This is a genomic window from Nonomuraea sp. NPDC049637 (assembly GCF_040675235.1).
Classification (GTDB): domain Bacteria; phylum Actinomycetota; class Actinomycetes; order Streptosporangiales; family Streptosporangiaceae; genus Nonomuraea.
Map to the genome: position 1 here is coordinate 87,060 of NZ_JBFAOM010000025.1, position 23,105 is coordinate 110,164.

18 protein-coding genes are annotated in these 23,105 nt (G+C 72.1%); 8 read left to right on the plus strand and 10 right to left on the minus strand.

Annotated features, from left to right (window positions below):
* Positions 1-102: 102 nt before the first annotated feature.
* Positions 103-2,211 (minus strand): excinuclease ABC subunit UvrB, encoded by a 2,109-nt coding sequence (gene uvrB / locus AB0J71_RS30335; RefSeq protein ID WP_352323469.1) that lies wholly within the window; start codon positions 2,209-2,211, stop codon positions 103-105.
* Between the two features lie 35 nt (positions 2,212-2,246).
* Positions 2,247-2,480, minus strand: coding sequence for a helix-turn-helix transcriptional regulator (locus AB0J71_RS30340; RefSeq protein ID WP_352323468.1), 234 nt, complete (start codon positions 2,478-2,480; stop codon positions 2,247-2,249).
* 140 nt (positions 2,481-2,620) lie between these two features.
* Between AB0J71_RS30340 and AB0J71_RS30345 the strand changes: the two genes are divergently transcribed.
* The 3 genes from AB0J71_RS30345 to AB0J71_RS30355 are packed head-to-tail and all read left to right on the plus strand — an operon-like array spanning position 2,621 to position 6,260.
* Entirely contained in the window at positions 2,621-4,228 is a 1,608-nt protein-coding gene (locus AB0J71_RS30345) for an SPFH domain-containing protein (RefSeq protein WP_364417185.1), read from the plus strand.
* 6 nt (positions 4,229-4,234) lie between these two features.
* Entirely contained in the window at positions 4,235-5,476 is a 1,242-nt protein-coding gene (locus AB0J71_RS30350) for an SPFH domain-containing protein (protein WP_352323466.1), read from the plus strand.
* Between the two features lie 10 nt (positions 5,477-5,486).
* Complete coding sequence (locus AB0J71_RS30355; protein WP_364417187.1) at positions 5,487-6,260, plus strand: sporulation protein; 774 nt, start codon at positions 5,487-5,489, stop codon at positions 6,258-6,260.
* A gap of 34 nt (positions 6,261-6,294) precedes the next feature.
* Here AB0J71_RS30355 and AB0J71_RS30360 read toward each other — a convergent pair whose 3' ends face one another.
* The gene (locus tag AB0J71_RS30360) at positions 6,295-7,179 is read right to left on the minus strand and encodes a PIG-L family deacetylase (RefSeq protein WP_364417189.1); all 885 of its coding nucleotides are present in this window, start codon (positions 7,177-7,179) and stop codon (positions 6,295-6,297) included.
* Between the two features lie 179 nt (positions 7,180-7,358).
* Between AB0J71_RS30360 and AB0J71_RS30365 the strand changes: the two genes are divergently transcribed.
* Genes AB0J71_RS30365 through AB0J71_RS30375 form a run of 3 tightly spaced genes read left to right on the plus strand, consistent with a single transcriptional unit; the run spans position 7,359 to position 9,867 of the window.
* Entirely contained in the window at positions 7,359-8,423 is a 1,065-nt protein-coding gene (locus tag AB0J71_RS30365) for a hypothetical protein (protein WP_352323463.1), read from the plus strand.
* 9 nt (positions 8,424-8,432) lie between these two features.
* Positions 8,433-9,053, plus strand: a complete 621-nt coding sequence (locus AB0J71_RS30370) for a hypothetical protein (RefSeq protein ID WP_364417191.1) — start codon at positions 8,433-8,435, stop codon at positions 9,051-9,053.
* Positions 9,054-9,063: 10 nt separating this feature from the next.
* Positions 9,064-9,867, plus strand: a complete 804-nt coding sequence (locus AB0J71_RS30375; RefSeq protein WP_352323461.1) for an inositol monophosphatase family protein — start codon at positions 9,064-9,066, stop codon at positions 9,865-9,867.
* Between the two features lie 12 nt (positions 9,868-9,879).
* Here AB0J71_RS30375 and AB0J71_RS30380 read toward each other — a convergent pair whose 3' ends face one another.
* Positions 9,880-11,034, minus strand: coding sequence for an SLC13 family permease (locus AB0J71_RS30380; protein WP_352323460.1), 1,155 nt, complete (start codon positions 11,032-11,034; stop codon positions 9,880-9,882).
* Between the two features lie 75 nt (positions 11,035-11,109).
* On the opposite strand from AB0J71_RS30380, the gene AB0J71_RS30385 reads away from it, so the two are divergent.
* Positions 11,110-16,704 (plus strand): TIR domain-containing protein, encoded by a 5,595-nt coding sequence (locus tag AB0J71_RS30385; protein WP_364417194.1) that lies wholly within the window; start codon positions 11,110-11,112, stop codon positions 16,702-16,704.
* A gap of 12 nt (positions 16,705-16,716) precedes the next feature.
* Here AB0J71_RS30385 and coaE read toward each other — a convergent pair whose 3' ends face one another.
* The 3 genes from coaE to AB0J71_RS30400 are packed head-to-tail and all read right to left on the minus strand — an operon-like array spanning position 16,717 to position 18,123.
* On the minus strand, positions 16,717-17,319 hold the full coding sequence (gene coaE, locus AB0J71_RS30390) for a dephospho-CoA kinase (protein WP_364417196.1): 603 nt from the start codon (positions 17,317-17,319) through the stop codon (positions 16,717-16,719).
* Positions 17,320-17,367: 48 nt separating this feature from the next.
* Positions 17,368-17,526, minus strand: a complete 159-nt coding sequence (locus AB0J71_RS30395) for a hypothetical protein (protein WP_352323457.1) — start codon at positions 17,524-17,526, stop codon at positions 17,368-17,370.
* Positions 17,527-17,550: 24 nt separating this feature from the next.
* Positions 17,551-18,123, minus strand: coding sequence for a dihydrofolate reductase family protein (locus tag AB0J71_RS30400; RefSeq protein WP_352323456.1), 573 nt, complete (start codon positions 18,121-18,123; stop codon positions 17,551-17,553).
* A 72-nt stretch (positions 18,124-18,195) separates the two neighbouring features.
* Between AB0J71_RS30400 and AB0J71_RS30405 the strand changes: the two genes are divergently transcribed.
* A complete protein-coding gene (locus AB0J71_RS30405; RefSeq protein WP_352323455.1) occupies positions 18,196-18,768 on the plus strand; it encodes a TetR family transcriptional regulator in 573 nt (190 codons plus the stop codon).
* Positions 18,769-19,034: 266 nt separating this feature from the next.
* Here AB0J71_RS30405 and AB0J71_RS30410 read toward each other — a convergent pair whose 3' ends face one another.
* The 3 genes from AB0J71_RS30410 to AB0J71_RS30420 form a co-directional block, all read right to left on the minus strand.
* A complete protein-coding gene (locus AB0J71_RS30410; protein ID WP_364390622.1) occupies positions 19,035-19,490 on the minus strand; it encodes a GNAT family N-acetyltransferase in 456 nt (151 codons plus the stop codon).
* Between the two features lie 98 nt (positions 19,491-19,588).
* The gene (locus tag AB0J71_RS30415; RefSeq protein WP_364417198.1) at positions 19,589-21,712 is read right to left on the minus strand and encodes an alpha/beta hydrolase; all 2,124 of its coding nucleotides are present in this window, start codon (positions 21,710-21,712) and stop codon (positions 19,589-19,591) included.
* Between the two features lie 623 nt (positions 21,713-22,335).
* Entirely contained in the window at positions 22,336-23,040 is a 705-nt protein-coding gene (locus AB0J71_RS30420) for a TetR/AcrR family transcriptional regulator (protein ID WP_364417200.1), read from the minus strand.
* Positions 23,041-23,105 lie beyond the last annotated feature (65 nt).

The window sequence follows — 23,105 nt, forward strand, 5'->3', positions numbered from 1 at the left end:
ACCCCCGGGCCAAGCCCGGGACCCGCGGAACGCGCCACCCGGGCGCACGCCACCGGCCCGCCAGGCCCTACGGGCCGCCTGCTTCGCGCCTGCCGCCGGCCCCTACTTGACGCCTGCCTCCCGCATGTCGCGCAGCTCGCGCTTGAGCTCCTTGATCTCGTCGCGCAGCCGCGCGGCCACCTCGAACTGAAGGTCGGCGGCCGACTGGTGCATCTGCTCGGTCAGCGACTCGATCAGCGACTCCATCTGCGCCCGCGGCATCTCGCCCGCGATGGCCTTGGCGTGCTGGCCCGCCTGGCGGGCGGCGAAGCCGGGCACCGGGGCCTTGCCGCGCGACTGCTGGCGGCCGCCGCCGAGCAGCTTGTCGGTGTCGGCGTCCTCGCGCTGGAGGGAGTCGAGGATGTCGGCGATCTTCTTGCGCAGCGGCTGCGGGTCGATGCCGTTGGCCTCGTTGTAGGCCATCTGCTTGGCACGGCGCCGGTTGGTCTCGTCGATGGCCCGCTCCATCGACGGCGTGATCTTGTCGGCGTACATGTGGACCTGGCCGGACACGTTTCGGGCGGCGCGGCCGATGGTCTGGATCAGGGAGGTCTCCGAGCGCAGGAAACCCTCCTTGTCGGCGTCGAGGATGGCCACCAGCGACACCTCGGGCAGGTCGAGGCCCTCGCGCAGCAGGTTGATGCCGACCAGCACGTCGAACTCGCCGGTGCGCAGCTCGCGCAGCAGCTCGATGCGGCGCAGCGTGTCGACCTCGCTGTGCAGGTAGCGCACCCGGATGCCGAGCTCCAGAAGATAGTCGGTCAAGTCTTCGGACATCTTCTTGGTGAGCGTGGTGACCAGGACGCGCTCGTCACGCTCGGCGCGCTCGCGGATCTCGTGGACCAGGTCGTCGATCTGCCCCTTGGTGGGCTTGACGACGATCTCGGGGTCGACCAGGCCGGTGGGGCGGATGACCTGCTCGACGACGTCGCCCTTGACCCGCCCCAGCTCGTACGGCCCGGGCGTGGCCGACAGGTAGACCGACTGCCCGATGCGCTCCAGGAACTCCTCCCACTTCAGCGGCCGGTTGTCCAGCGCGGACGGCAGCCGGAACCCGTGGTCGACCAGCGTGCGCTTGCGCGAGGCGTCGCCCTCGTACATCGCGCCGATCTGCGGCACGGTCTGGTGGGACTCGTCGAGGACCAGCAGGAAGTCTTCGGGGAAGTAGTCGAGCAGCGTGTTGGGCGCGGTGCCGGCGGCGCGGCCGTCGAGGTGGCGGGAGTAGTTCTCGATGCCGGAGCAGGTGCCGATCTGGCGCATCATCTCGATGTCGTAGGTGGTGCGCATGCGCAGCCGCTGGGCCTCCAGCAGCTTGCCCTGCCGCTCCAGCTCCGACAGGCGGGCGGCCAGCTCGGCCTCGATGCCGGCCACGGCCGCCGCCATGCGCTCCTCGCCGGCGATGTAGTGGGAGGCGGGGAAGATGTAGAGCTCTTCGTCCTCGGTGATGACCTCGCCGGTCAGCGGGTGCATGGTGGCGAGCTTCTCGATCTCGTCGCCGAACATCTCGATGCGCACGGCCAGCTCTTCGTACTTCGGGATGATCTCGATCGTGTCGCCGCGCACCCGGAAGGTGCCCCGGGTGAAGGCCAGGTCGTTGCGCGTGTACTGCATGTCGACCAGGCGGCGCAGCAGCTGGTCGCGGTCGACCTCCATGCCGACGCGGAGCCTGGCCATGCGGTCGACGTATTCCTGCGGGGTGCCCAGGCCGTAGATGCACGAGACGGAGGCGACCACGATGGTGTCGCGGCGGGTGAGCAGCGAGTTGGTGGCCGAGTGGCGCAGCCGCTCGACCTCGTCGTTGATCGAGGAGTCCTTCTCGATGTACGTGTCGCTCTGCGGCACGTACGCCTCGGGCTGGTAGTAGTCGTAGTACGAGACGAAATATTCGACCGCGTTGTTGGGCAGCATCTCGCGCAGCTCGTTGGCGAACTGGGCGGCGAGCGTCTTGTTGGGCTGCATGACCAGCGCGGGCCGCTGCAGGCGCTCGATCAGCCAGGCGATCGTGGCCGTCTTGCCGGTGCCGGTGGCGCCGAGCAGGACGCTGTCCTTCTCCCCGGCCCGGACGCGGCGCTCCAGCTCGGCGATGGCCGTCGGCTGGTCGCCGGATGGAGTCATCTCGGTGACGACCTCGAAAGGCGCCACCTTCCGCTGCAAATCTGTGACCGGACGCATGCTGCCACTGTAGGCGGCGCCACCGACAGAAACCGTCAGGCCGTGGGCTGCCCGATCCGGGGGAACGGCGTGGTGGAGAACACCACCTCGACCGGCACCCCGAAATATCCGGCCATGCGCAACGCCAGGTGAAGACTCGGGCTGTATTCGCCCCGCTCCAGGTATCCCACGGTCTGGTAGTGCACCCCCAGCGCCTGCGCGAGCTGCCTGCGGCTCACCCCCCGCTCGGCGCGCAGCAGCGCGATGCGGTTGTGGACGGTCTCGCTCATCAACCCTCCAGGTAGCAGACCTGCTCCATCCATAACACACCTGCTATGGGACGTAACAGTCATATGACGACACATTGCAAGCGAACAGCAAGTCATACCCGATACGGTCAGATTCGCCTGTAGCGGAAAAGGAAGGTTCGATGTCACGACCCCGAGAGGCACTGATCCAGGCAGGTCAGGGCATAGCCCAAGCGGTCGCCGGCGGAGGTGACATACGGCAGGCGATGAGCCAGGCGATCGGACAGGTCGCCGACCAGGCCGGCCAGCTCACCGGCCAGGCGCCCGGCTTCGCGCTCAACCCGCACGACTTCGCCGCCGCCCGCGACGGCGGCGCCTCCGTCGGCACGCTGATCGAGGCCAGGTCCGCCTCGCTGAACGAGGCCGGCGAGATCGTCAACCGCAGCTTCGCCGAGAACGGCATGCACGTCATCTCGCCGGTGGTGATCCCCAAGGGCAGCACGGCCAAGGTGGTCATCCCGCTGACCGTTCTCGTCGTCCTGGGCCTGATCGGCGCGCTCGGCGGCATCGTGCCGGGGTCGGACATCTTCTTCGGCCCGCACTACTGGGTGACGCTGGTGCTGGCCGCCGCGTTCCTGTGGTGGCGCAGGAGCGTGGTGATGGTCCCCGAGGGCTGCAAGGCGCTGATCACCAAGTTCGGCAAGCTGGTGCACATCGCCGACCCGGGCCGGGTGACGCTGTTCAACCCGTGGAAGCGGGTCAGCTACATCGTCAACACCACGCGCGAGTACCCGTTCAACGCCCCCATCAGGGAGGCGCCGACCCAGCAGGGCGTCAAGGCCAGCGTCGACCTGTTCCTGCAGTTCAGGATCGAGAACCCGGCCGAGTTCATCTTCGTGCTCGGCTCGGTCAGCGGCTTCCAGTCCAAGCTGCAGAACGCCATCAGCGAGGTCACCCGCTCGCTGATCTACGCCCAGCGGGCCGAGGACATCTACGACCTGGTGGGCGAGAGCACCCTCGGCATGCTGGAGAACCTGAACCAGCAGTTCCTGCCCGCCGTACGGCTCACCGACGTGAACATCACCCACGCCGAGCCGTCCAGCCAGGAGTACCGCATGGACCTGGCCGCCCCCGAGATGGTCCGGGTGGCCAAGGAGGCCTACACCTACGAGTACGAGCTCCAGCTCCGCAAGGAGCAGAACGAGGGCGACCTGGTCAAGGAGCTGGCGGGGCTGCAGGAGACGCTGAGCGCCATCCAGGCCGAGATCGCCGGCTACCAGGCCCGCATGGACACCGCGCTCGAACGCGCCAGCCACCAGGCCACCGCGCAGGCCAGGCAGCGCCTGGTCGAGGCCGAGTCCACGGCCAACGCCAACGCCGCGCTCCTGGAGGCCCAGGCCCTGGACATCCGGGCGCTGTCGGCCGCCGAGGCCCCCGAGATCCTCGACTACCGCTTCCAGCAGGACCTGCTGACCAAGCTGGAGTCGGTGGCCACCCGGCTGCCGCAGGTGGTTCAGGTGGGCGAGCAGACCGACATCGACTTCCTGGCCCTGGCCCAGCAGCTCGTGGGCGGCAAGGGCGCGACGCTGTTCTCCGCCGAGGACATGGCCGCCATCCGCGGCCGGCTCGACGAGATCGCCGCCCGCGTCAGCGGCCGCGAGGACGAGATCGCGGCCCTTGCTGAAGAAGGCCGCCGCCGACGTCAGCGAGCCGCAGGCCACGCCCGAGCCCGACAACGACCTGGAACGCACGGTCGAGCGCCTGCTGCCCGGCCACCTGAGCGAGGGTGAGGTCCGATGACCCGCGAGTTCTCGAAGATCAAGGAGTCGCTGGCCTCCTGGTCCGACATCCGCCAGCTGCTGCGCGGCGGCGAGCAGGGCCAGCTCGTGCCGGTGGTGATCCCCAAGGACCGGCGCGGCTTCGCCTGGATGGCGCTCGTCCTGCTGGCCCTGTACTTCGCCGGGATGGCCGCGCTCACCGACCTCACCGTGCCCGCCGCGCTGGCCGCGCTGTTCTTCCTGGTCGTGGCGCTGGTCACGATGTGGCGCAAGGCGATCATCGAGATCGAGGAGGGCACCACCGGCGTGCGCAGCCGCTGGGGGGCGATCACCGGCACGCTCCCGCCGGGCCGCCACTACCTGTGGCTGCCGTGGGACCGGGTGGACGCGGTCGTGGACACCTCCACCGAGATCCCCTACTCGGCGCCGATCGTGGCCTGCCCGACGGCCGAGAACGTGCCGCTGAAGTCGATCGAGTTCTTCCTGAAGTTCCGCATCGTGGACCCGGTGGCGTTCGTCCGGACGATCGGCGCGGGCAACTTCGACCTCGTGCTCTCCAGCGCCGTGCAGGACGCGATCAGGCAGCGCAGCCGGCGGGTCAACACCGAGCGCGCCTACGACCTGCGCGGCTCCGACGTCGGCGACATGCAGGAGGCGCTCAACCGCCAGCTCGGCCGGTACGGCGTGCGCGTCACCGGCGCCAACATCCCCGACGTCCAGCTCCCCGACCAGTACCAGCAGCACCTGGCCACCCGGGAGAAGGTCGCCAAGGAGCTGTCGGCCTACGAGCGCGAGTGGGAGCTGACCCGCAAGCGCCGCATCGACACGCTGCTCATGGAGATCGAGCGCTCCAAGAAGACTCGCGACGCCCGCGTGGTCGAGGTCAAGGCCGCCCACAACACCGCGCGCAAGAACGTGGCGCGCATGCTGGAGGAGCAGGAGACCGAGGCCCAGCGCGTGACGTGGGAGATCGAGGCGCGCGGCAGGGCCGAGCTGACCGCCGCCGAGAACGAGGCCAAGGCCCTGCGCAGGCTGGCCGAGTCCTACCGCGACAACCGGGCCGTGCTGCAGTACGAGCTGGCCCGCCGGCGCCTGGACGTGGGCGCCAAGCTCGCCGAGAACGCCCCCCAGCCGCTGGTCGTACGGACCCAGCAGGGCCAGGCCGACTCGGCGCTGTCCACCCTCGTCCTGGCCCAGCTGCTCCCCCGCATCTCGGGCACGGGACACCCCGCCGCCAACGGCCAGACCCCCACCGCATAGGAGAGACCCCATGGTGTTCCGCAAGTTGATGGCCGCCTTCGGCGCGGGCGTCGAGGTCGACACGGTGCTGACCGACAGGACCGTGCGTCCCGGTGAGCCGCTGCGCGGCGTCGTGCACTTCCGCGGCGGCGGCTCCGACTACAAGGTCGAGGGCATCTACCTCGACCTGACCGCAGTGGTGGAGGTCGAGAGCGGCGACAACGAGTACAAGACGACCTACAGCTTCCTGCGCCAGCAGGTGGCCGGGACGTTCCAGCTCGCCTCGGGCGCCCAGCACCAGCAGCCGTTCGAGATCATGGTGCCGTGGGAGACGCCGATCAGCGCGATCGGCGGCCACCCGCTGCACGGCATGCGGCTCGGCGTCCAGACGGAGCTGGCGCTGGCGGGCGCGATCGACAAGGGCGACCTCGACCCGCTGTTCGTCAGCCCGCTGCCGGCCCAGGAGCACGTCATCGCCGCCCTCGACCGGCTGGGCTTCGGCTTCAAGAAGGCCGACCTGGAGCGCGGCACGCTGTACGGCTCGACGATGCCGTTCTTCCAGGAGATCGAGTACTACGCGGGCGGCCAGTGGCGGCGGCACTTCAACGAGCTGGAGCTGACGTTCATCGCCGGGCCGCGGCAGATGGACGTCATCCTGGAGGCCGACAAGCGCGGCGGCTTCCTGACCTCCAGCCACGACACCTACAACCGCTTCACCGTGCGCTACGACGACCACCCCGGCGCGGCCGACCAGGCGTTGCAGCACGGCCTGGAGCAGATGGCCCGCCGCCGCGGCTGGTTCTAGCCGGGCGCTCCCCGGGGCCGGGCGGCGTCCCGGCTCAGGGGACCCGGTACATGCGCTCGGTCCAGGCCCGGTAGCGCCAGGTGTGCCCGACGCGGTAGTCGTGGCCCAGGTAGACGCCGAAGACCTTGCGCTTGAGCTCGCGCAGCGGCCCCGCGACGTTGGGGGCCCAGCCGGTCATCGGGTAGCCGCGGTAGGAGACCGTCCGCAGGCCCAGCCCGCTCGCCGCGGCCAGCGCGAAGCGGGCCGAGGCCACGTGGTCGGGGTGGTCGCACAACCCCCGGCGGGCGGGCGGCTCGGGGTCGAGCGTGCGCAGCACCGTCGGCCGGAAGCGGGCGTAGAGCGCGCGCAGCACGCCGACCACGTCCTGCCGGCCGACGCAGCGCGGCTCGGGGCCGGCGCCGAACGGGCGCACGCAGGAGCGGTCCTGCCACAGCCTGGTCAGCGCGTCGCGGCCGCCGTCGGCGCGCGGGTCGCCGCCGTCGGGCAGCCCGACGAAGGCGAGCCTGACCGCCGGCGTGCCGGCCAGCTCCTCCAGCCGGACGGGGAAGCCGCCCGCCGTGATCGTCGTGACCCGCCAGACGTCGGGCGTGCCGGCCAGGAAGGCGTACGCGGCCCGCAGGCCCTGCGCGCGGTCGCGGGCGTAGACGACGGGGTCGCGGTCGTCGTCCCAGCCGGCCTGGCCCTCGCCTGCGGTCAGGTAGACGGTCACCGTGGGGCGGTGCCACTGGACGGCGCCGTACAGGTCGGGGCTCATGAACAGCAGGTCGTCGTCCGGATGGGCCACGACCTGCAGGAACCGTTCCGCCAGCGACGGCCGGTGGACCTCCGCCCACGCCGCCGCGGGCGGGGCCGGGCACGCCAGCACGGCCACCAGCACCAGCGCCAGCGCGGCCGCCGCGAACATCCTGATCCCCTTCATCCCCACCCCCGTGCGCTTCCAGTATCGAGCCTGGTCAGGTCCCGGTCCTGAGCTGCCAGGGGGAGATGTCATGTCATTCCCGGGTAGGAGATACCTCCTTCCCGTGCGCTGGAAGTCGCATGCCGCCGGTCGTTACGATGACCTAGGGATTGACTGATCGTCGGACGGGCGGGCGAACGATGGCACGGTTCACGGCGGCGCTGAAGCGGGTCGCCCCATGGGCGGCCCAGAACGCCGACGGCGCCATCGCGCTGTTACTGGCGGTCGTGATCGGCGTGCTCGGCATCATGCCCGACGAGGTGGTGCCGACCGATGTGCAGACGCAGCTCGTCAACGCCGCGACGCTGGTGATCATGGCGCTGGTGGCCACCGCCCTGCTGCGCGACCGCGCCCGTCAGGCCCCGGTCGAGGAGACCATCACCTCCGGCGCGCTGGCCCAGCTCCCCGTCCGGCTGTCGCGGCTGGAGGAGATCGAGACGCTCGTCCACGGCACCCGCAAGGCCCTCGACGCGCTGCAGCTCGTCAGGGTGCTGGGCAGCAAGCAGGAGATCGCCCAGATGCACGCCGAGGCGCGCAAGGACACCACCCGGTGGAGCTTCAAGGGCGGCACCGGCACCTACCTGCGCGCGGTCACCCTGCCCGAGTGCGTGGCCGCCGCCCGCCGGGAGAAACGGCACCTCGTGGTGCGGGTCGAGGTGATCGACCCGTCCAACGTCGAGGTGTGCGAGACGTACGCCCATTACCGGCGCTCCCTGTCGGACTCCCCCGACGCGACCGGCGAGACGTGGACGACCGACCGGGTCAGGAAGGAGTCGTACGCGACGATCCTGGCCGCCTTCTGGTACCGCCAGCGTTACGGCCTGCTCGACATCGAGGTCGGCCTGTCGTCGTCGATGACGACGTTCCGCTGGGACCTGTCGGCCACTCGCCTGATCATGACGGTGGAGGACCCCAACCGCGCCATGACCGCGCTGGCCGGCACGTTCTACTACGAGAACTGCGACACCGAGCTGCGGCTCAGCTTCGAGCAGGCGCGGCGGGTGCCGATGGACATGTACAAGAAGGCGCCGCTCGGCGACGAGCCCACGATCGAGGAGGTCCAGGACCTGTTCGGTCGCATCGGGGTGCCTCTTCCCAAGGCCTACGACGGCCGCGACGTCGTGGACATCGCGCGCAAGGCCCTGCGCGCCGTCGATCCCTACGGCGAGGCGCGTCCTGCGGCCCTCCGACGAGACGGAACGTGAGTGCGACTCATGAGCTATCGGTCGGTCTTCCAGCGGGTCCGCGACGGACAGGCCAGGTCGTGGGCGCTCGGCGTGCTGAGGGAAACCGCGCGCCCGAGGGCCGTACGCCATCCGCTCGGCTTCGTCTGCCTGCCGCTGGAGCGTGAGGGCGGCGAGGGGGTATGCCTCCACCTGTGGTCCGACTCGCTCCAGCACGCCGAGAGCACCACCTCGCAGATCCACTGCCACAGCTGGGACCTGGTCAGCCACGTGCTCTACGGCCAGGTGCGCAACGTGCACGCGGTGGTCACCGACGCGGGGTCCGACGCCACGCACCGGGTGTTCGAGGTGGTCAGCGGCGCCGACGGCGACCGCATCTCGCCCACCCGCCGCACCGTGCGGCACGCGACCGGGCTGGTGGAGCTGTTCGGCCCCGGCGACACCTACACCCTGTCGGCCGACCGCTTCCACAGCAGCGTCGTCCCGGAGGGCGGCGAGGCGGCCACGATCGCGCTCGGTCGCGGCCGGCCCGGCAGCCGCGACCTGTCGCTCGGCCCGCTCGAAGCGGGCGGCCACCACGTTCCCCGGGAACCGCTGAGCGCCGCGGAGACGGCGCTGGCCGTCCGGCTGATCACCGCCCACCTGACCTGAGGGGTGCCCGATGGACCTGGATCACGCTCGCTCTGTGGCCGTCGAGGCCGCCCAGGCCGCCGGGGCGCTGCTCGCCGCGGGCACGCGCGGGGCCGTCGGCATCCGGGCCAAGGGCGACGCCGGCGACGTCGTCACCGATCTCGACCTGGCCTCGGAGAAGCTGCTGGTCGAGCGCATCCTGACGGCCTTCCCCTCGCACACGATCGTGGCCGAGGAGTCGGGGCTGATCGGCGCGGCGGGCGGCGAGTGGACGTGGCTGGTCGACCCGCTCGACGGCACCAACAACGTGGCCATCGGGCTGCCCACGTACGTGGTGGGGGTGGCGTTGTGCCGGGCCGGGCGGCCGGTGCTGGGCGTGGTGCACGATCCGGTGACGTCCCAGACCTGGTCGGCGATCCGGGGGCGCGGGGCCGTGGCGTCCACGGGGACGCGGCTGGCGCCGCCGTACACGGCCAGCCCGCACGGCCTGCTGCTGGCCTGGACCCAGGGGTACGGCGTGAGCCGGGGCGACGCCACCGTGCTGGCGCTGAAGACGGCGCTGGAGGTGGGCGCGCGGCGGGTGCTGCAACTGTGGGCGCCGCTGCTGTCGTGGGCGATGCTGGCCCGCGGCGACATCGACGGCATCGTCGGCTACCGCGCCGAGGCGGTCGACCTGCCGGCCGGCGCGCTGCTGGCCCAGGAGGCCGGGATCGAGATCAGGGCGCTCGACGGCGGCCCGTTCGAGGAGAGCATCGACGGCACGGCCGACGACCGCAGCTTCGTGGCCGCCCACCCGCGCGCCCTTCCCGGCCTGCTGTCGCTGCTGCCCGGCTGAGACGCCCGGCGCTCAGCCGAACGTGACCAGGGCCCAGACGGTGGCCAGCAGCCCGGTGACGGCCAGGCCGGCGCCGGTCAGCAGGAAACGACGCAGCGGCACCGCGACGCCGTGGCGGCGGCACGACTCGAACCACAGGAGCGTGGCCAGCGAGGCCCACGGGGTGATCACCGTGCCCACGTTCGTGCCAACGAGCAGGGCCAGCAGGCGGTCCTGGTCGGCGGCCGTGATCACCGCCTCGACGGCCTTGTAGGCGGGCAGGTTGTTGATCGCGTTGGACAGGCCCGCGCCCACCGCGGCCGTCCGGTACGGGTCGCCCTCCGTGCCGATCATCCATGTCATCAGCGCGTCGAGCCCGTGGGCGCTGAGCGTGGGCACCACCAGGAACAGCCCCGTCACGAAGACGACGAGCTGCCAGGGGATCAGGCTCCAGGTCAGCCGGGCCCGGTCGCGCACCAGGAAGGCGGCCACCACCAGCACCGCCGCGGCGGTGGCGGCGACGGCGACGTGCGCCTTGAGCAGCAGCAGGACGATGAACAGCAGGCAGCCCGCCGAGGCCGCGCCGAACAGCACGCGGTCGGCCACCGGCTCCAGCACCGGCGGCGTGTAGCGCAGGTCGCGGCGCTCGCCGCGGCGCCAGAAGAACACCCACAGGAACACCATCGTCACCGCGATCGAGGCGATCTGCGGGGCCCACATGCGGGCGGCGAAACCCTGGGCGTCGAGGCCGAGCTTCTCCATGCCGAGCAGGTTGGTCAGGTTGGAGACCGGCAGCAGCAGGCTGGCGGTGTTGGCCAGCCAGATGGTGGTCATCGCCAGCGGCAGGGCGGCGATGCGGGCCCGTGGCGCCAGGGCGAGCATGACGGGGGTGAGCAGGACGGCCGTGGTGTCAAGGTTCAGAAATATCGTGACAAAAGACGCGAAAGCCGTACAAAGAAAGAAAAGTGCGGTGTAGTTACCGCGGCCGAGCACCGCCATCCTGGCCGCGATGGCGTCGAAGACCTGCGCTTCCTTGGTCAGCTCGGCCAGCACGATGATGGCCACCAGGAAGATCAGCAGCGGCCCGATCGTCTCCAGGCTCTCGACGGCGTCGCGCCACGGCAGCAGACCGGTCGCCACGAAGACCAGACCGAGAGCAAGCAGCCCGATCCGGATCAGATCGAGCACAGCCAGACGCCGCCACACTCGACGATGATCGCACACTGACTCCAAATCACCGATTCCACGGTGGATACTGAGCAGATGGCACGTGACGGCAGGCCGACCGAGATCTTCGTCAGCTACTCCCCGGCCGACACCGCCTGGGCGACCTGGATCGCCTGGGAGCTGGAGGCGGCCGGCTACCGGACCATGATCCAAGCCTGGGACTTCGTGCCCGGCACCAACTTCATCGACTTCATGGACCGCGGGGTCAGCGAGGCGCAGCTCGTCGTGGCCGTGCTCTCGCGCAACTACCTCACCTCGCGCTACGGGCGCATGGAATGGCAGGCGGCCATGCGCGCCGACCCCGACAACCCCTCCAACAAGCTCGTCACGATCCGGCTGGAGGACGTGCACCTGGAGGGCCTGCTGTCCACGATCACCTGGGTCGACCTGCTCGGCGTCACCGACTCCGGGCAGGCCAGAGCGCTGCTGCTGGGCCGGGTCGGCGAGGCGCTGGCCGGGCGGGCCAAGCCGGCGGCCGCCCCCGCCTTCCCCTCGGGCCGGGTCGTCCCGCCCCCGGCCGTCCCGACGCTGCCGCCGACGACCGATCTGGCCAGGGCCCGCCGCACCCCGGTGACGGCCCCCAAGTTCCCGCCCTCGGGCGGCGACGACCGCGGGCGCGAGTCGGTCAACGTCCTGCACATCGGCGGGCCGCGGTTCGGGCGGGCGCTGCCCGATCCCGGCGAGCCGTTCACGCCGGAGGACATGCAGGCCCGCATCTGGGCCGACCTGACGGCCATGTACGACCGGGGCATGCCGCGTCCCGACCTCATGGTGGTCAGCGGCGACCTGACCGAGTCGGGGAGTCTCGGGCAGTTCGCGCAGGCCACGCAGTTCGTCACCGACCTGCGGCTGCTGATCGGGCTGGAGCCCCACCGGCTGGTGCTGCTGCCCGGCCCGCGCGACGTCACCAAGGCCGCGGCCAGCGCGTACTTCATGACGTGCGAGGCCGACGACGTGAGCCCGCAGCCGCCCTACTGGCCCAAGTGGCGGCATTTCGCCGGCTTGTTCCGCGAGGTCTACCAGGGGCTCGACGACCGGGTGTTCGACGGCGGCCAGCCCTGGACGTTGTTCGAGGTGCCCGACCTGAGGGTGGTCGTGGCGGGGCTCAACTCGACGATGGCGATGAGCCACCTGGAGCGCGACGCGTACGCGCTGGTGGGCGAGGCGCAGGCCGCGTGGTTCGCCGAGCGGCTGCGCCCCTACGAGGAGAGCGCCTGGCTGCGGCTGGGCGCGATCGGCCATCCGCCCGCCGCGCTGCGGGACGCGCCCACGTTCGACCGGCTGCTCACCCACCGGCTCAACCTGCTCTTCCACGGGTCCGGCGCGGGCGTCCCGGCCGCCGAGCCACGGCCGGGCTTCGCCGCCGTCGCGGCCCCGCGCTCCGGCCGCCACCAGGTGATCGAGATCTCCCCCGACGGCATGCGCACCTGGACGCCCGACACCGGCAAACCCGCCCGCGCCCGGCACGCCTGGCGGGCGGTGCGGGCCACGTTCACCGGCGAGACCCCCGGCACCCCGCCGCCCGCCGCCCAGCCCGAGGAGCGCGAGCCCAGCCCCGTCGAGCTGCTGCTCGACCGCATCACCGAGGTCTGCGAGGCCCGGCACGAGCGGGCCAAGATCCGGCGCTTCCCCGACCATCTGGTGGTCACCCATCCCGAGGACGGCTTCGTCCGGCAGCTCATGATCGGCGCGCACGTCGGCGAGCTGACCGAGGCCGCCGCGACCGGGTTCGCCCGCCGCGCCCACGCCGCCGACCTGGCCGCCGAGCTGATCTACCAGGGCCCGCCGGCCTCCCGCGCGCTCCGCGACGACCTGATGCGCAAGGGCGTGCGGGTGCGCAGCTTCCTGGAGTTCCAGGGCCTGCTCGACCTGTCGGGGTACGTCGCCGAGCAGACCGCGAGGCTCACCGGCGACCGCCGCTACCCGCCGGGCCTCTACGTCCCCCAGCGCTACCGCGAGCTCGACCGGCCGGGCAGCCAGATCAGGCAGGGGCTCACCGACGAGCTGATGCGGCTGCTGGCCGCCGACCACGGCCGGTTCCTGCTGCTGCTCGGCGACTTCGGCCACGGCAAGACGTTCGCGCTGCGCGAGCTGGCCAGGCGCATCCCGGCCGAGCTGCCGCACCTGACGCCGATCTTCATCGAGCTGCGCGCCCTGGACAAGGCCCATTCGGTCGACGCCCTGGTCGCCGCGCACCTGGCCGGGCACGGCGAGGAGTTCATCGACCTCAAGGCGTTCCGCTACCTGCTCCGGCAGGGGCGCATCGTGCTGCTGTTCGACGGGTTCGACGAGCTGGTCACCCGGCTGACCTACGACCGGGCGGCCGACCACCTGGCCACCCTGCTCGCCGCGGCCGAGGACAAGGCCAAGATCGTGGTGGCCAGCCGTACGCAGCACTTCAAGTCGCACAGCCAGGTGCTGACCTCGCTCGGCGAGATGGTGGGCGTGCTGCCGCAGCGGCGGGTGCTCAGCGTGGAGGACTTCACGCACGACCAGATCCGCTCCTACCTGGCCAACCGGTTCGACGACGGCGACGAGGCCGGCGCCCGCATGTCGCTCATGGGCGAGATCAAGGACCTGCTGGCCCTGGCCCAGAACCCGCGCATGCTCAGCTTCATCGCCGACCTCGACGCCGACCGTCTGCGCACGGTCGCCGGCGCCCAGCACACCCTCAGCCCGGCCCTGCTGTACGAGGAGATCCTCAGCACCTGGCTGGCCTTCGAGGAGCGGCGGGCCCGCGTCCCCGGCTCGCCCGGCGCGTTGTCGATCGGCGAGCTGTGGCGGGTGGTGACCGCGCTGGCGCTGCGCCTGTGGGACAGCGGCGAGACGCTGCTCGGCGTCGACGAGCTGACCGAGATCGGCGAGACGCTGAGCGACCTGGCCTCGGGCCAGCTCTCGCCCGCGCACGCCGCGCACGCGATGGGCTCGGGCAGCCTGCTCGTACGCACCGAGGAGGGCATGTTCGGGTTCATCCACGCCTCGGTGATGGAATGGCTCATCGCCCGCCACATCGCCGCGAACCTCGACAACCCCCTCCCGCTGACCCGCAGGCCGCTGTCGGCGCTGACCGTCGAGTTCCTGTGCGACCTGGCCGACGTACGGGCGTTGCGCGCCTGGGTGGCCGACCCGCCCCCCGACGACGTGGCCAGGGCGAACGCGGTCAAGATCGCGGCCAGGCTGCGCACCCCGGCCAAGGCCGACCTGCGCGGCGCGAACCTCAAGGGCGAGGACCTGTCGGCGCGCGACCTGCAGGAGGTCGACCTGACCGGCGCCGACCTGTCGGAGGCCACCCTCGCCGGCACGAACCTGTCCAGAGCGGTCCTGCGCGACGCCAGCCTGGCCGGCGCCCGGCTCGACGGCGCCAGGCTGACCGGCGCCGACCTGACCGGGGCCGACCTGTCGGGCGCGCGGCTGGCGCAGGTCGACCTGAGCGACGTCACGGTCGAGGGCGCCCGCTGGCACCGGGCGTCCCTGATCAACGTCACCGGCACGCTGCCGCCGTTGCGGGGCGCGGCGGTGGTGCCGGGCCAGCCGGTGGAGGTGGAGTTCGCGCCCGCCGGCATCGGCGTCCCGTACGGCTACCACTTCCAGACCTCCCGCCTGCCCGAGCCCATCGCCTACAGCCCCGACGGCTCGACCATCGCCATCGGCAACGAGGACGGCGGCGTGCTGCTGTGCGCCGGCGGCTCCCCGGTCCGCACCCTCCAGGGCCACCGCGGCCGCGTATACGCCGTCACCTTCGCCGGCGACCTGCTGGCCACCGGCGCGAGCGACGGCACGGTCCAGCTCTGGGACACCCTCACCGGCCGGCGCCTGCACACGCTCACCGGCCATCCCGACGGCGTGTGGCCGGTACGCCTCAACGACTCGGGCGAGCTGGTGGCGGCCGGCGGCGGCGACGGCGTGGTCCGGGTGTGGGAGACCGCGACCGGCCGGCTGGTCCACGAGCTGCCGGGCCACCGCGCGCCGGTCTACACCGCCTCCTTCGGCCGCTCGCAGCTGGTGACCGGCGACTCCGCGGGCGTCGTCCGGGTCTGGGACCTGGCCACCGGGGAGACGGCCGTGACCCTCGACGGCCACCGCGGCAGCGTCTACCGGGCCGTGCACAGCCCCGACGGCACCCTGCTGGCCACCGGCGACGAGGCGGGCACGATCCGCCTCTGGGACACCGCCACCTGGTCCCCCCGGCACGAGCTGGCCGGGCACGCCGGCAGCGTCTACTGCCTGACGTTCTCCCCCGACGGCTCGATCCTGGCCAGCGGCGACACGGCCGGCAGCGTCCGCCTGTGGCAGGCGTCGGGCGAGCCGCTCGGCGTGCACACCGCCCACACGGCGGCCGTCTACCAGGTGACCTTCAGCCCCGACGGCCGCACGCTGGCCAGCGGCGACTCCGGCGGCACGGTCCGGCTGCAGCCCGTGGGCGGCGGCAAGCGCGTCGAGCTGACCGGCCATCGCAGCTCGGTCTGGCCGTTCGCGTTCCGTCCCGACGGCCAGCAGCTGGCCACCAGCAGCAACGACGGCACCGTCCGCCTGTGGGACCCGGTGTCCGGGCAGTGCCAGCGGGTGCTGCGCGGCCACGGCCGGCGGATCTCGTCGGTGCGCTTCAGCGCCGACGGCTCGATGCTGGCCACCAGCGGCAACGACGGCGTCGTCCGGGTGTGGGAGCCGCGCACCGGGCGGCGGCTGCGGGAGTTCACCGGCACCGCCGACCGGCTGATCTCCGCCCTGTTCTCGCCCGCCGGCCCGGTGCTGGCCACCTCCAGCAACGACGGCGGCGTGCACTTCTGGAACGCCACCACCGGCGACTACGAGCGCGAGCTGCACGCCGAGACCGACCACGTGTGGGCCGAGGCGTTCAGCCCCGACGGCAACATGCTGGCCACCGCCAACGACGACGACAGCGTCAAGATCTGGTACCGGCCGACCGGCCGCATGGCCGTCGACCTGGTCGACCACCGGGGGCGGGTGCGCTCGATCGCCTTCAGCCCGCTCGGCGACTACGTGGCCACCGGCTGCGACGACAAGCTCGTCCGCCTGTGGCACGTCTCCTCCGGCGGCCGGGTGGCGACGCTGGAGGGCCACACCGACCGGGTGTACTCCGTGGCCTTCTCCCCCGACGGCCGCTACCTGGCCAGCGCCGGCAACGACGGCCGCGCGCTGGTGTGGGAGCTGCGGCCCGGCCAGCCCTGGCAGCCGCGCCTGGTGCACACGCTCACCCAGCACGACGGCCGGCTGTGGAGCCTGGCCTTCGACGCCACGGGCCGCCACCTGGCGACCGGCGGCGACGACATGACCGTACGGGTGTGGGAGACCGCGACCGGGCAGCTGCTGCACACCCTCGCCGGGCACGCGCGCCGGGTGTGGTCGGTGGCCTACAGCCCCACGTCCGACCTGCTGGCCAGCGCCGGCGACGACGGCGTGGTGATCCTCTGGGAGGGCGGCCGGCGGCGGGCGACGCTGCTGGGGCTGCCCGAGGGCTGGGCCGCCCTGGCGCCGGACGGGCGGTACAAGGTGCACGGCGAGCCGGGCGGCCAGTTCTGGCACGTCATCGGGATGTCGCGGTTCGAGCTGGGAGAGCTGGATCCGTACCTGCCGGAGGTCAGTCAGGTGCCGCTCGACTCGCCCTTCTGACCGCGGGGGTGGCTAGCCGCGGGCGGCCCGGCGTACGAGCTCGTGCCAGACCTCGTCGACCCGGGCCTCCAGGTCGTCGAGCGAGCCCTCGTTGGGGATCACCAGGTCGGCGGCGGCCAGGCGGTCCTCCCGGCTCGCCTGGGCGGCGATGCGGGCCTTGGCGTCGGCCTCCGGCATGCCGCGGTGGTCGGCCAGGCGCCGGATGCGCACCTCGTCGGCCGCGTCGACCACGATCACCACGTCGTACATGGGGGCCAGCTTGTTCTCCACGAGCAGCGGCACGTCGTAGACCACGATCGCGTCGTCGGCCGCCTGGCCCTGCAGCTCGGCCACCCGCTCCCCCACCAGCGGATGCACGATCGCATTGAGCGCGGCCAGCCGGTCGGGGTCGGCGAAGACCACCGAGCCCAGCCGCTCCCGGTTCAGCGAGCCGTCGGGGTGCAGCACCTCTTCCCCGAACGCGGCCACCACCCGGGACAGCCCCACCGTGCCGGGCTCGACCACCTCTCGCGCGATCTTGTCGGCGTCGATGACGACGGCGCCCCTGGCCGACAGCCGCCTGGACACCTCGCTCTTGCCGGAGCCGATGCCGCCGGTGAGCCCAATCTTCAGCACCGGAAAAGACTACCCATCCCGGCGTACCCGGTCATCCCGACAGCCCGCTCAGTACCCGCCACGGCGTGGGGCGGCGGTCGGACGGCGGGAGGGGTTGGCCCGGCCCGTGGGCTTGAGGTCGCGCGCCGGCTGCTCGTGCCGGTGCGGAGAGCGGGCCTGCTGCTCGGACCTGGCCTGGGTGATCGTGGCGGGAAGCTTGACATGCATATTTTCTCTCCTTGGGGGTGTGCGTCAGGCGCGGGTGAGCCAGGTGACCTGGGCGCCGTTGTCGAAGGACTCGCGCCTGGTGGGGGTGAACAGGGTGGGGCTGAACCCGCCGGAGAACATGGGGATGCCCGCCCCCGCCACCACGGGATAGCTCTTGAGGATGAGCTCGTCGATCTCCGGGAGCAGGGAGCCGGCGAGCTTGCCGCCGCCGCAGAGGTAGATGTCCATGCCGGTGTCCTCGGCCTTCAGCCGCCGGACGAGCTCGATCGGGTCGCCCGTCTCCACGTGGACCGTGGGGTCGTCGATCGTCAGCGTGCTGGAGACGACGTACTGGCGCAGGTGGGAGTAGGGGCTGGTGGTGGGCACCTGCAGGGCCGGCTCGTAGGTGCCGCGGCCCATCACCAGGGTGTCGAACACCTTGTTGGGCACGTCCTCAAGGCCGACCAGGCTGCGGATGTGGGTGGGCAGCGTCTCGGGATAGCGGGCGTTGATCCAGTCGGCCATCTGGGCGGACACGGGGTAGAAGTCGAACTCGGCGCCGGGCCCGGCGATGTAGCCGTCGAGGGAGACGCCGATGTAGTAGACAAGCTTTCGCATCCGGAGCAACTCCTGCTGTAGTACTATGAGTGAAGTGGTTTGAATGTAGTACTACGTCTGGAGTGGTGTCAAGTGCGGAAGAACCCCGAGCGGAGGCAGGCGCTGATCGACGCGGCGATCGAGGTGCTGGCCAGGGAAGGAGCGCGCGGGCTGACGTTCCGGGCCGTCGACGCCGAGGCGGCCGTGCCGCCGGGCACGGCGTCCAACTACTTCGCCAACCGCGACGACCTGTTCACCCAGGCCGGCGGACGCATCTATGAACGGTTGCTGCCCGACGCGGCCACGCTCGCCCGCGGCCAGGAGGGCGTGCAGGACGAGACCCGCTACGCCGAGCTCATGCACGAGCTGGTGGACCGGGTCACCGCCTTCAACTCCGGGTACCTGGCGCTGCTCGAACTGCGGCTGGAGTCCACCCGGCGTCCTGAGCTGCGCGCCGTGCTCACCAAGCGCATCCGCGAGGACATCGACGCCAACATCGGCTACCACGCCGCCTCGGGCCTGCCCGGCGACTCGACCTCGGTGGTATTGCTCTACCTCGCCCTTAACTGGCTCATCGTCGAACGGCTCACCCTGCCCGACATCTTCAGCGAGCAGGAGGTGCGCCAGCTCGTGGACGCCGCCGTCCGGAGATCACTGAACGGCTGACAGCGCCGGGCCGGGGTCATCCGGTCAGGAGTTTGCCGTCGCCGGTGATGTCCAGGGCCTTGATCGTCTGCCCGGAGCGGGCGCCCGCCTGCGATTGCTCACCGATCGGGCCTGCGGCTTCCCGCCAGGGGGCGTCATGGCGTCCTGGCTGGACGAGACAGGCCGCGCAGCGGCCACGAGGTGAGCTCTTCGCCCCCGGGATGGCGATCCCGCCCGTGACCTTGGGCGCCGGACAGGCCGGAGGCCGGGCGTGCCCCGGGAAGCGGTCAGGTCGGGGTGCGGCGCAGGTGGATCAGGGTGAGATGGTCGTCCATCCGCTCCCGCCGGGTCTCGCGGTAGCCGAGCCGCCGGTACAGCCGCAGGTTGCCCTCCGACAGATGCCCCGTGAACAGGTCGAACGCCCCCGCCTCCGGCACCTGCTCGTGCAGCGCCGCGAGCAGGGCCGTACCGAGCCCCTGCCCCTGCCGGTCGGGCGCGACCACGAGCCGCCCGACCAGGCACGTGGTGCCGGCCAGCTGCCCGCGCACGGCGCCGACGATCCGGCCGGCGTCCACGGCCTTGAGCACGACGCCGGTCTCGACGGCCTTGCGCACCTGCTCCAGCGACTCCACGAGCGGCGGGATGTAGGGGTCGCCGTAGAGCTGAGCCTCGCTCACGTACGCCGCCCGCTGCAGGGTGAGGATCTCGCCCGCGTCCGCCGCCACCGCCCGTTCGACCTTCACGCCAGCACCCTATCGGCTGCGTCCCCGCCGCCACCGCCGACTTCCACGCCCTCCCGCCCCCTGCCTCCCCGCCCCGGACGGTCCTCTCGCGCCGCCGGCTAGGGAGCGTTGCCCGCCGTGAGCTCGCCCGGGCAGAACGTGCCGCGCTTCGGCAGGACGCCGTTGACCAGGTAGTCGTGCACCTTCGTACGCAGGCAGGCCGCGCGCAGCCTGCTCACGCCCTGCGCCAGGTACGCGTCCTGCCCGTCCCCGTGCCACAGCACCCTCGCCCCCGGGATCTGCCCGGCCGCCCTGGCCGCCCCTGAGGACGGGGTCTCGTTGTCCAGCCGTCCCACCCCGACCAGCACCGGGGGCACCTTGAGCCCGGACGCCAACGGGTGCGGCGCCCAGCCCGGCGAGCGCGCCACCCCCAGGCACCTGGCCACCTCCGCCCGCCCGCTCAGCCACCCCACCCGCGGCGCTGCCTTCCGCAGCCGCGCCTCCACCTGGAGAAAGCTGCGATAACCAGGCGCGGCCAACCCGAAGTCACGACACCACCTGACCCCCTCCGCACTCGCCGACCCCACCTCCCCCAGGTCGGACGCCACTCCCCCCACCACGCCGGGCACCGCTTCCCCAGGCCGCGCCACCACCCCCGCCGTCCCCTCATCGGACACGACGCCTCCCCCTGCCACCCCAGGGGCGACCGCTCCAGGAACCGCCACTCCAGGGGCCGTGGTACTAGGAACCGCCGTTCCAGGAGCCGCCGCTCCGGGAGCCACCGCTCCAGAGGCGGCCGCTCCAGGAACCGCCGCTCCGCCCCGAGGAATCGCCCCCGCCAACCCCGGCAGCGCCTCAGGGGGCCGGGCCCCGGCCGTTGCGGGAGGCATCTGTCCGGTGCCGCGGGCCGTTCCGAGAGGCGCCTGTCCCGCGCTCAGGCGTGCTCCCGCCGTACCTGCGGGGGCCGGCTGGACCGTGCCGGGGGTGGCTGCCGTCGGGGCGGGAGGGGGCGGCTGCGGGGGGTCGGCGGGGAGCAGGGCGGTCAGGGCCGTGGCGTCGCCCGTCCGGGCTCTGGAGAGGGCGTGGGCGAGCGCCGGCCACCGTGCGGGCGTGAGGCCCGCCCAGACGGCCGCGGCGATCTCGTGCCCGCTCACGGTACGCCCGCCGCCACCAGGCCGCAGCGGTGCGCGCCTGACCAGGCCGTCGAACACCCGGACGGCGTCCGCACGGCCGAGCGGGCAGCCGGCACGGTTCCGGCACCAGTCGCGGAAGTGCCCGAGCTGCCGCTCCTGGGCACGGGCGTGGGCGAGCAGCCGCCGTTCGAGTCCGGTCTCGGTGTGGTCGGGCAGCCCCTCCAGGTACATCCGCCCGGCCCGGCCGGGGAACAGCTCCAGGTACGCCTGCCCGTACACGCTCCCGTAGCCGTTGCCGAGGTAGCGCAGCCGCGACTCCCCCAGCGCGGCGCGTACGGCGTCGAGGTCGTGGGCGACCTGCCAGGACGTCAGCCCGGCGTAGGACGGCCCGAGCGCGGCCCGGCAGGCCCGGTCGTAGGCGGCGTTGTCCCGGGCGAACGCGCGCCAGGCCGTCCGCCCTTCGGCCACCTGCAGCCGGGCCGGGTCCGGCCGGGGTCGGGGGCACGCCCCCGCGTGCCCCCCATCCCCGGCCCCGCGCGCCTCGACCAGCACGACGTCGAACCATCTGGCCAGTTCGCCCACGGTGTCCGGCCGCGCTGCGACCTCTCGCACGACCGACGAGGCCCCTGTGTTGACCACCAGCGCGCCGAGCCGCCGCAGCGGGTCCTGGGCGGGCATCATGGCGAGCCGGACGGCCACTCGGGCCTCACGCGGCCTGGCCCAGTCGGCGGGGACGGGCAACGTGGCGCACCGCAGCCCGCCGCCGCACTCGGACCAGGCGAGCGTCTGCCGCCCAGGCGCCGGCCGCACCGGCCCGGCAGCACCCCGCTCCTCCAGTCCCACCGCCCCGAGCTCCGACGCTCCCAGCTCCTCCTGCCCTGCCGATCCGGCCGTTCCTAGGTCAGGCCGGGCTGATCCGGCTGACCCGGCTGATCCGGACGTGTCCTGCTCCGGTTTCTCAGGCCAGGCGGCCTCGGGTTGCGGCTGCGCGAGCTCGGTCACGTCGCGTTCCGGCCAGGGGGTGGGCGACGCGGCCAGGCGCATCGCCTGCCCGACTCCCCCGCCTGCCGCCGAGACCAGGACGGTCACCGCCGCCGCCACCGGGATCACGCGCCGAACAATACGCACCGCATCGCCCCCGAACGCTCGTACCTCCAGCCGCATGCCAGTTTCCCAGCGGCCGTCTTCGCAGGTAGAGAAGTCGTAAAAGGTCGTTGGGTAAAATCTCGCGCCCGCTCGGCGATTCTCCGTGCCGCCGAACCCTCGCCCTCTCACAGAACCCCGCTCGGGCCAGAGGACGGAAAAGACAGACCGGCTGTAACCGGCCCCTCAGGGGCCACCCTGCCCCACCTTGCGGCTCAGCCTCCCCAACCCAGACCACTTTTGACGGAGCGCGACCGCGCCGGTCGTGGCCGGGTGGGACGTGAGCTTGCCCTACATCCACGCCAGGCGGGCGATGCTCCAGGCCGCCCTCCGGCGGCCCGGGAAACGACTAGAAGGCGAACCCGTGCAGCGGGGCGCTACGCCGTGAAAGCCGGCGACCGGGGGCTCGTCGAGCCAGCTCCGTGCGCCCGGCGAGCGGGCCAATGCACGACTGAAGCCCTGGAAATCCTCAGCGAACGCCGTTGCTGCCCTCTTGGCGCTTCCGCTCGGGACGACTCTGCACGCGATGGCCCGCACTGCTGTGACATGTCATCCGGCTTGGACCGGCAGCGTGTTCCCGAGCTCGGCCGTCATCCTCTTACGGGTTGCGTGATGCGCTCAAGCCATCGCCGCAGAAGGGCGGTCTCGGCCGGTTCCAGGGCCTCGGTCCCGGCGAGATCGAGTTGTGCGTGCAGGCGCAGCGCGGCGGCATACAGCGGGTCGGCGTCGTTCTGGGCGGTCGGACCGGTCAGGACGTGCGAGAACACGGCGTCTCGCATCCGGTGGGACAGCGCGGGGTCGTCGAACAGAGCCGGTCTGGCGATGTGGTCGAGGGCGGTGCCGACGTTCGCCGCCAGGATCAGCTGAGCGGCGGTCTGCGGCTCGGTCTTCAACGCCCCCACCGCCGCGCACCGCGTGAGCGCCGCCACCAGCAGCTCCATCACGCGATCTCGCGCCGTCGAGTGCGACCACGGCCGCGGAGTGAACATCAGCTGGTAGAGGGCCGGCTTCGCCTGGGCGAACGCCATGTGGCCGTCCCAGCCGGCGTGCAGGTCGGCGACCGGGTCGCCGGTCTGCTCCTGGGCGGCCTTGAGCGCGGCATATTGCTCGTAGCCGTGGTCGGCGACGGCGTCCAGCAGCCCGCGCTTGTCACCGAACAACCGGTAGAGCACGGGCTGGCTCACGCCGACCGCCTCGCAGACCGCGCGTGTGGCCACCTCGTGGTCCGAGGACGACGCCAGCTGCCGCTCCGCGGCCTCGATCATCGCCGCGCGAAGCGGGTCCGTCTCTGCCATGCGATCGATGATACCGCCAACCGCTAGCGGCGATACGAAGTTGTGCTACCGTCGATTCACGTAAC

Bases quoted from the DNA above. Each gene is read 5' to 3' on its own strand.
- AB0J71_RS30350 (WP_352323466.1), top strand. From the start codon at position 4,235: ATGACCCGCGAGTTCTCGAAGATCAAGGAGTCGCTGGCCTCCTGGTCC.
- AB0J71_RS30360 (WP_364417189.1), bottom strand. From the start codon at position 7,179: ATGAAGGGGATCAGGATGTTCGCGGCGGCCGCGCTGGCGCTGGTGCTG.
- AB0J71_RS30375 (WP_352323461.1), top strand. From the start codon at position 9,064: ATGGACCTGGATCACGCTCGCTCTGTGGCCGTCGAGGCCGCCCAGGCC.
- uvrB (WP_352323469.1), bottom strand. From the start codon at position 2,211: ATGCGTCCGGTCACAGATTTGCAGCGGAAGGTGGCGCCTTTCGAGGTC.
- AB0J71_RS30345 (WP_364417185.1), top strand. From the start codon at position 2,621: ATGTCACGACCCCGAGAGGCACTGATCCAGGCAGGTCAGGGCATAGCC.
- AB0J71_RS30355 (WP_364417187.1), top strand. From the start codon at position 5,487: ATGGTGTTCCGCAAGTTGATGGCCGCCTTCGGCGCGGGCGTCGAGGTC.
- AB0J71_RS30370 (WP_364417191.1), top strand. From the start codon at position 8,433: ATGAGCTATCGGTCGGTCTTCCAGCGGGTCCGCGACGGACAGGCCAGG.
- AB0J71_RS30365 (WP_352323463.1), top strand. From the start codon at position 7,359: ATGGCACGGTTCACGGCGGCGCTGAAGCGGGTCGCCCCATGGGCGGCC.
- AB0J71_RS30420 (WP_364417200.1), bottom strand. From the start codon at position 23,040: ATGGCAGAGACGGACCCGCTTCGCGCGGCGATGATCGAGGCCGCGGAG.
- AB0J71_RS30395 (WP_352323457.1), bottom strand. From the start codon at position 17,526: ATGCATGTCAAGCTTCCCGCCACGATCACCCAGGCCAGGTCCGAGCAG.
- AB0J71_RS30385 (WP_364417194.1), top strand. From the start codon at position 11,110: ATGGCACGTGACGGCAGGCCGACCGAGATCTTCGTCAGCTACTCCCCG.
- AB0J71_RS30340 (WP_352323468.1), bottom strand. From the start codon at position 2,480: ATGAGCGAGACCGTCCACAACCGCATCGCGCTGCTGCGCGCCGAGCGG.
- AB0J71_RS30400 (WP_352323456.1), bottom strand. From the start codon at position 18,123: ATGCGAAAGCTTGTCTACTACATCGGCGTCTCCCTCGACGGCTACATC.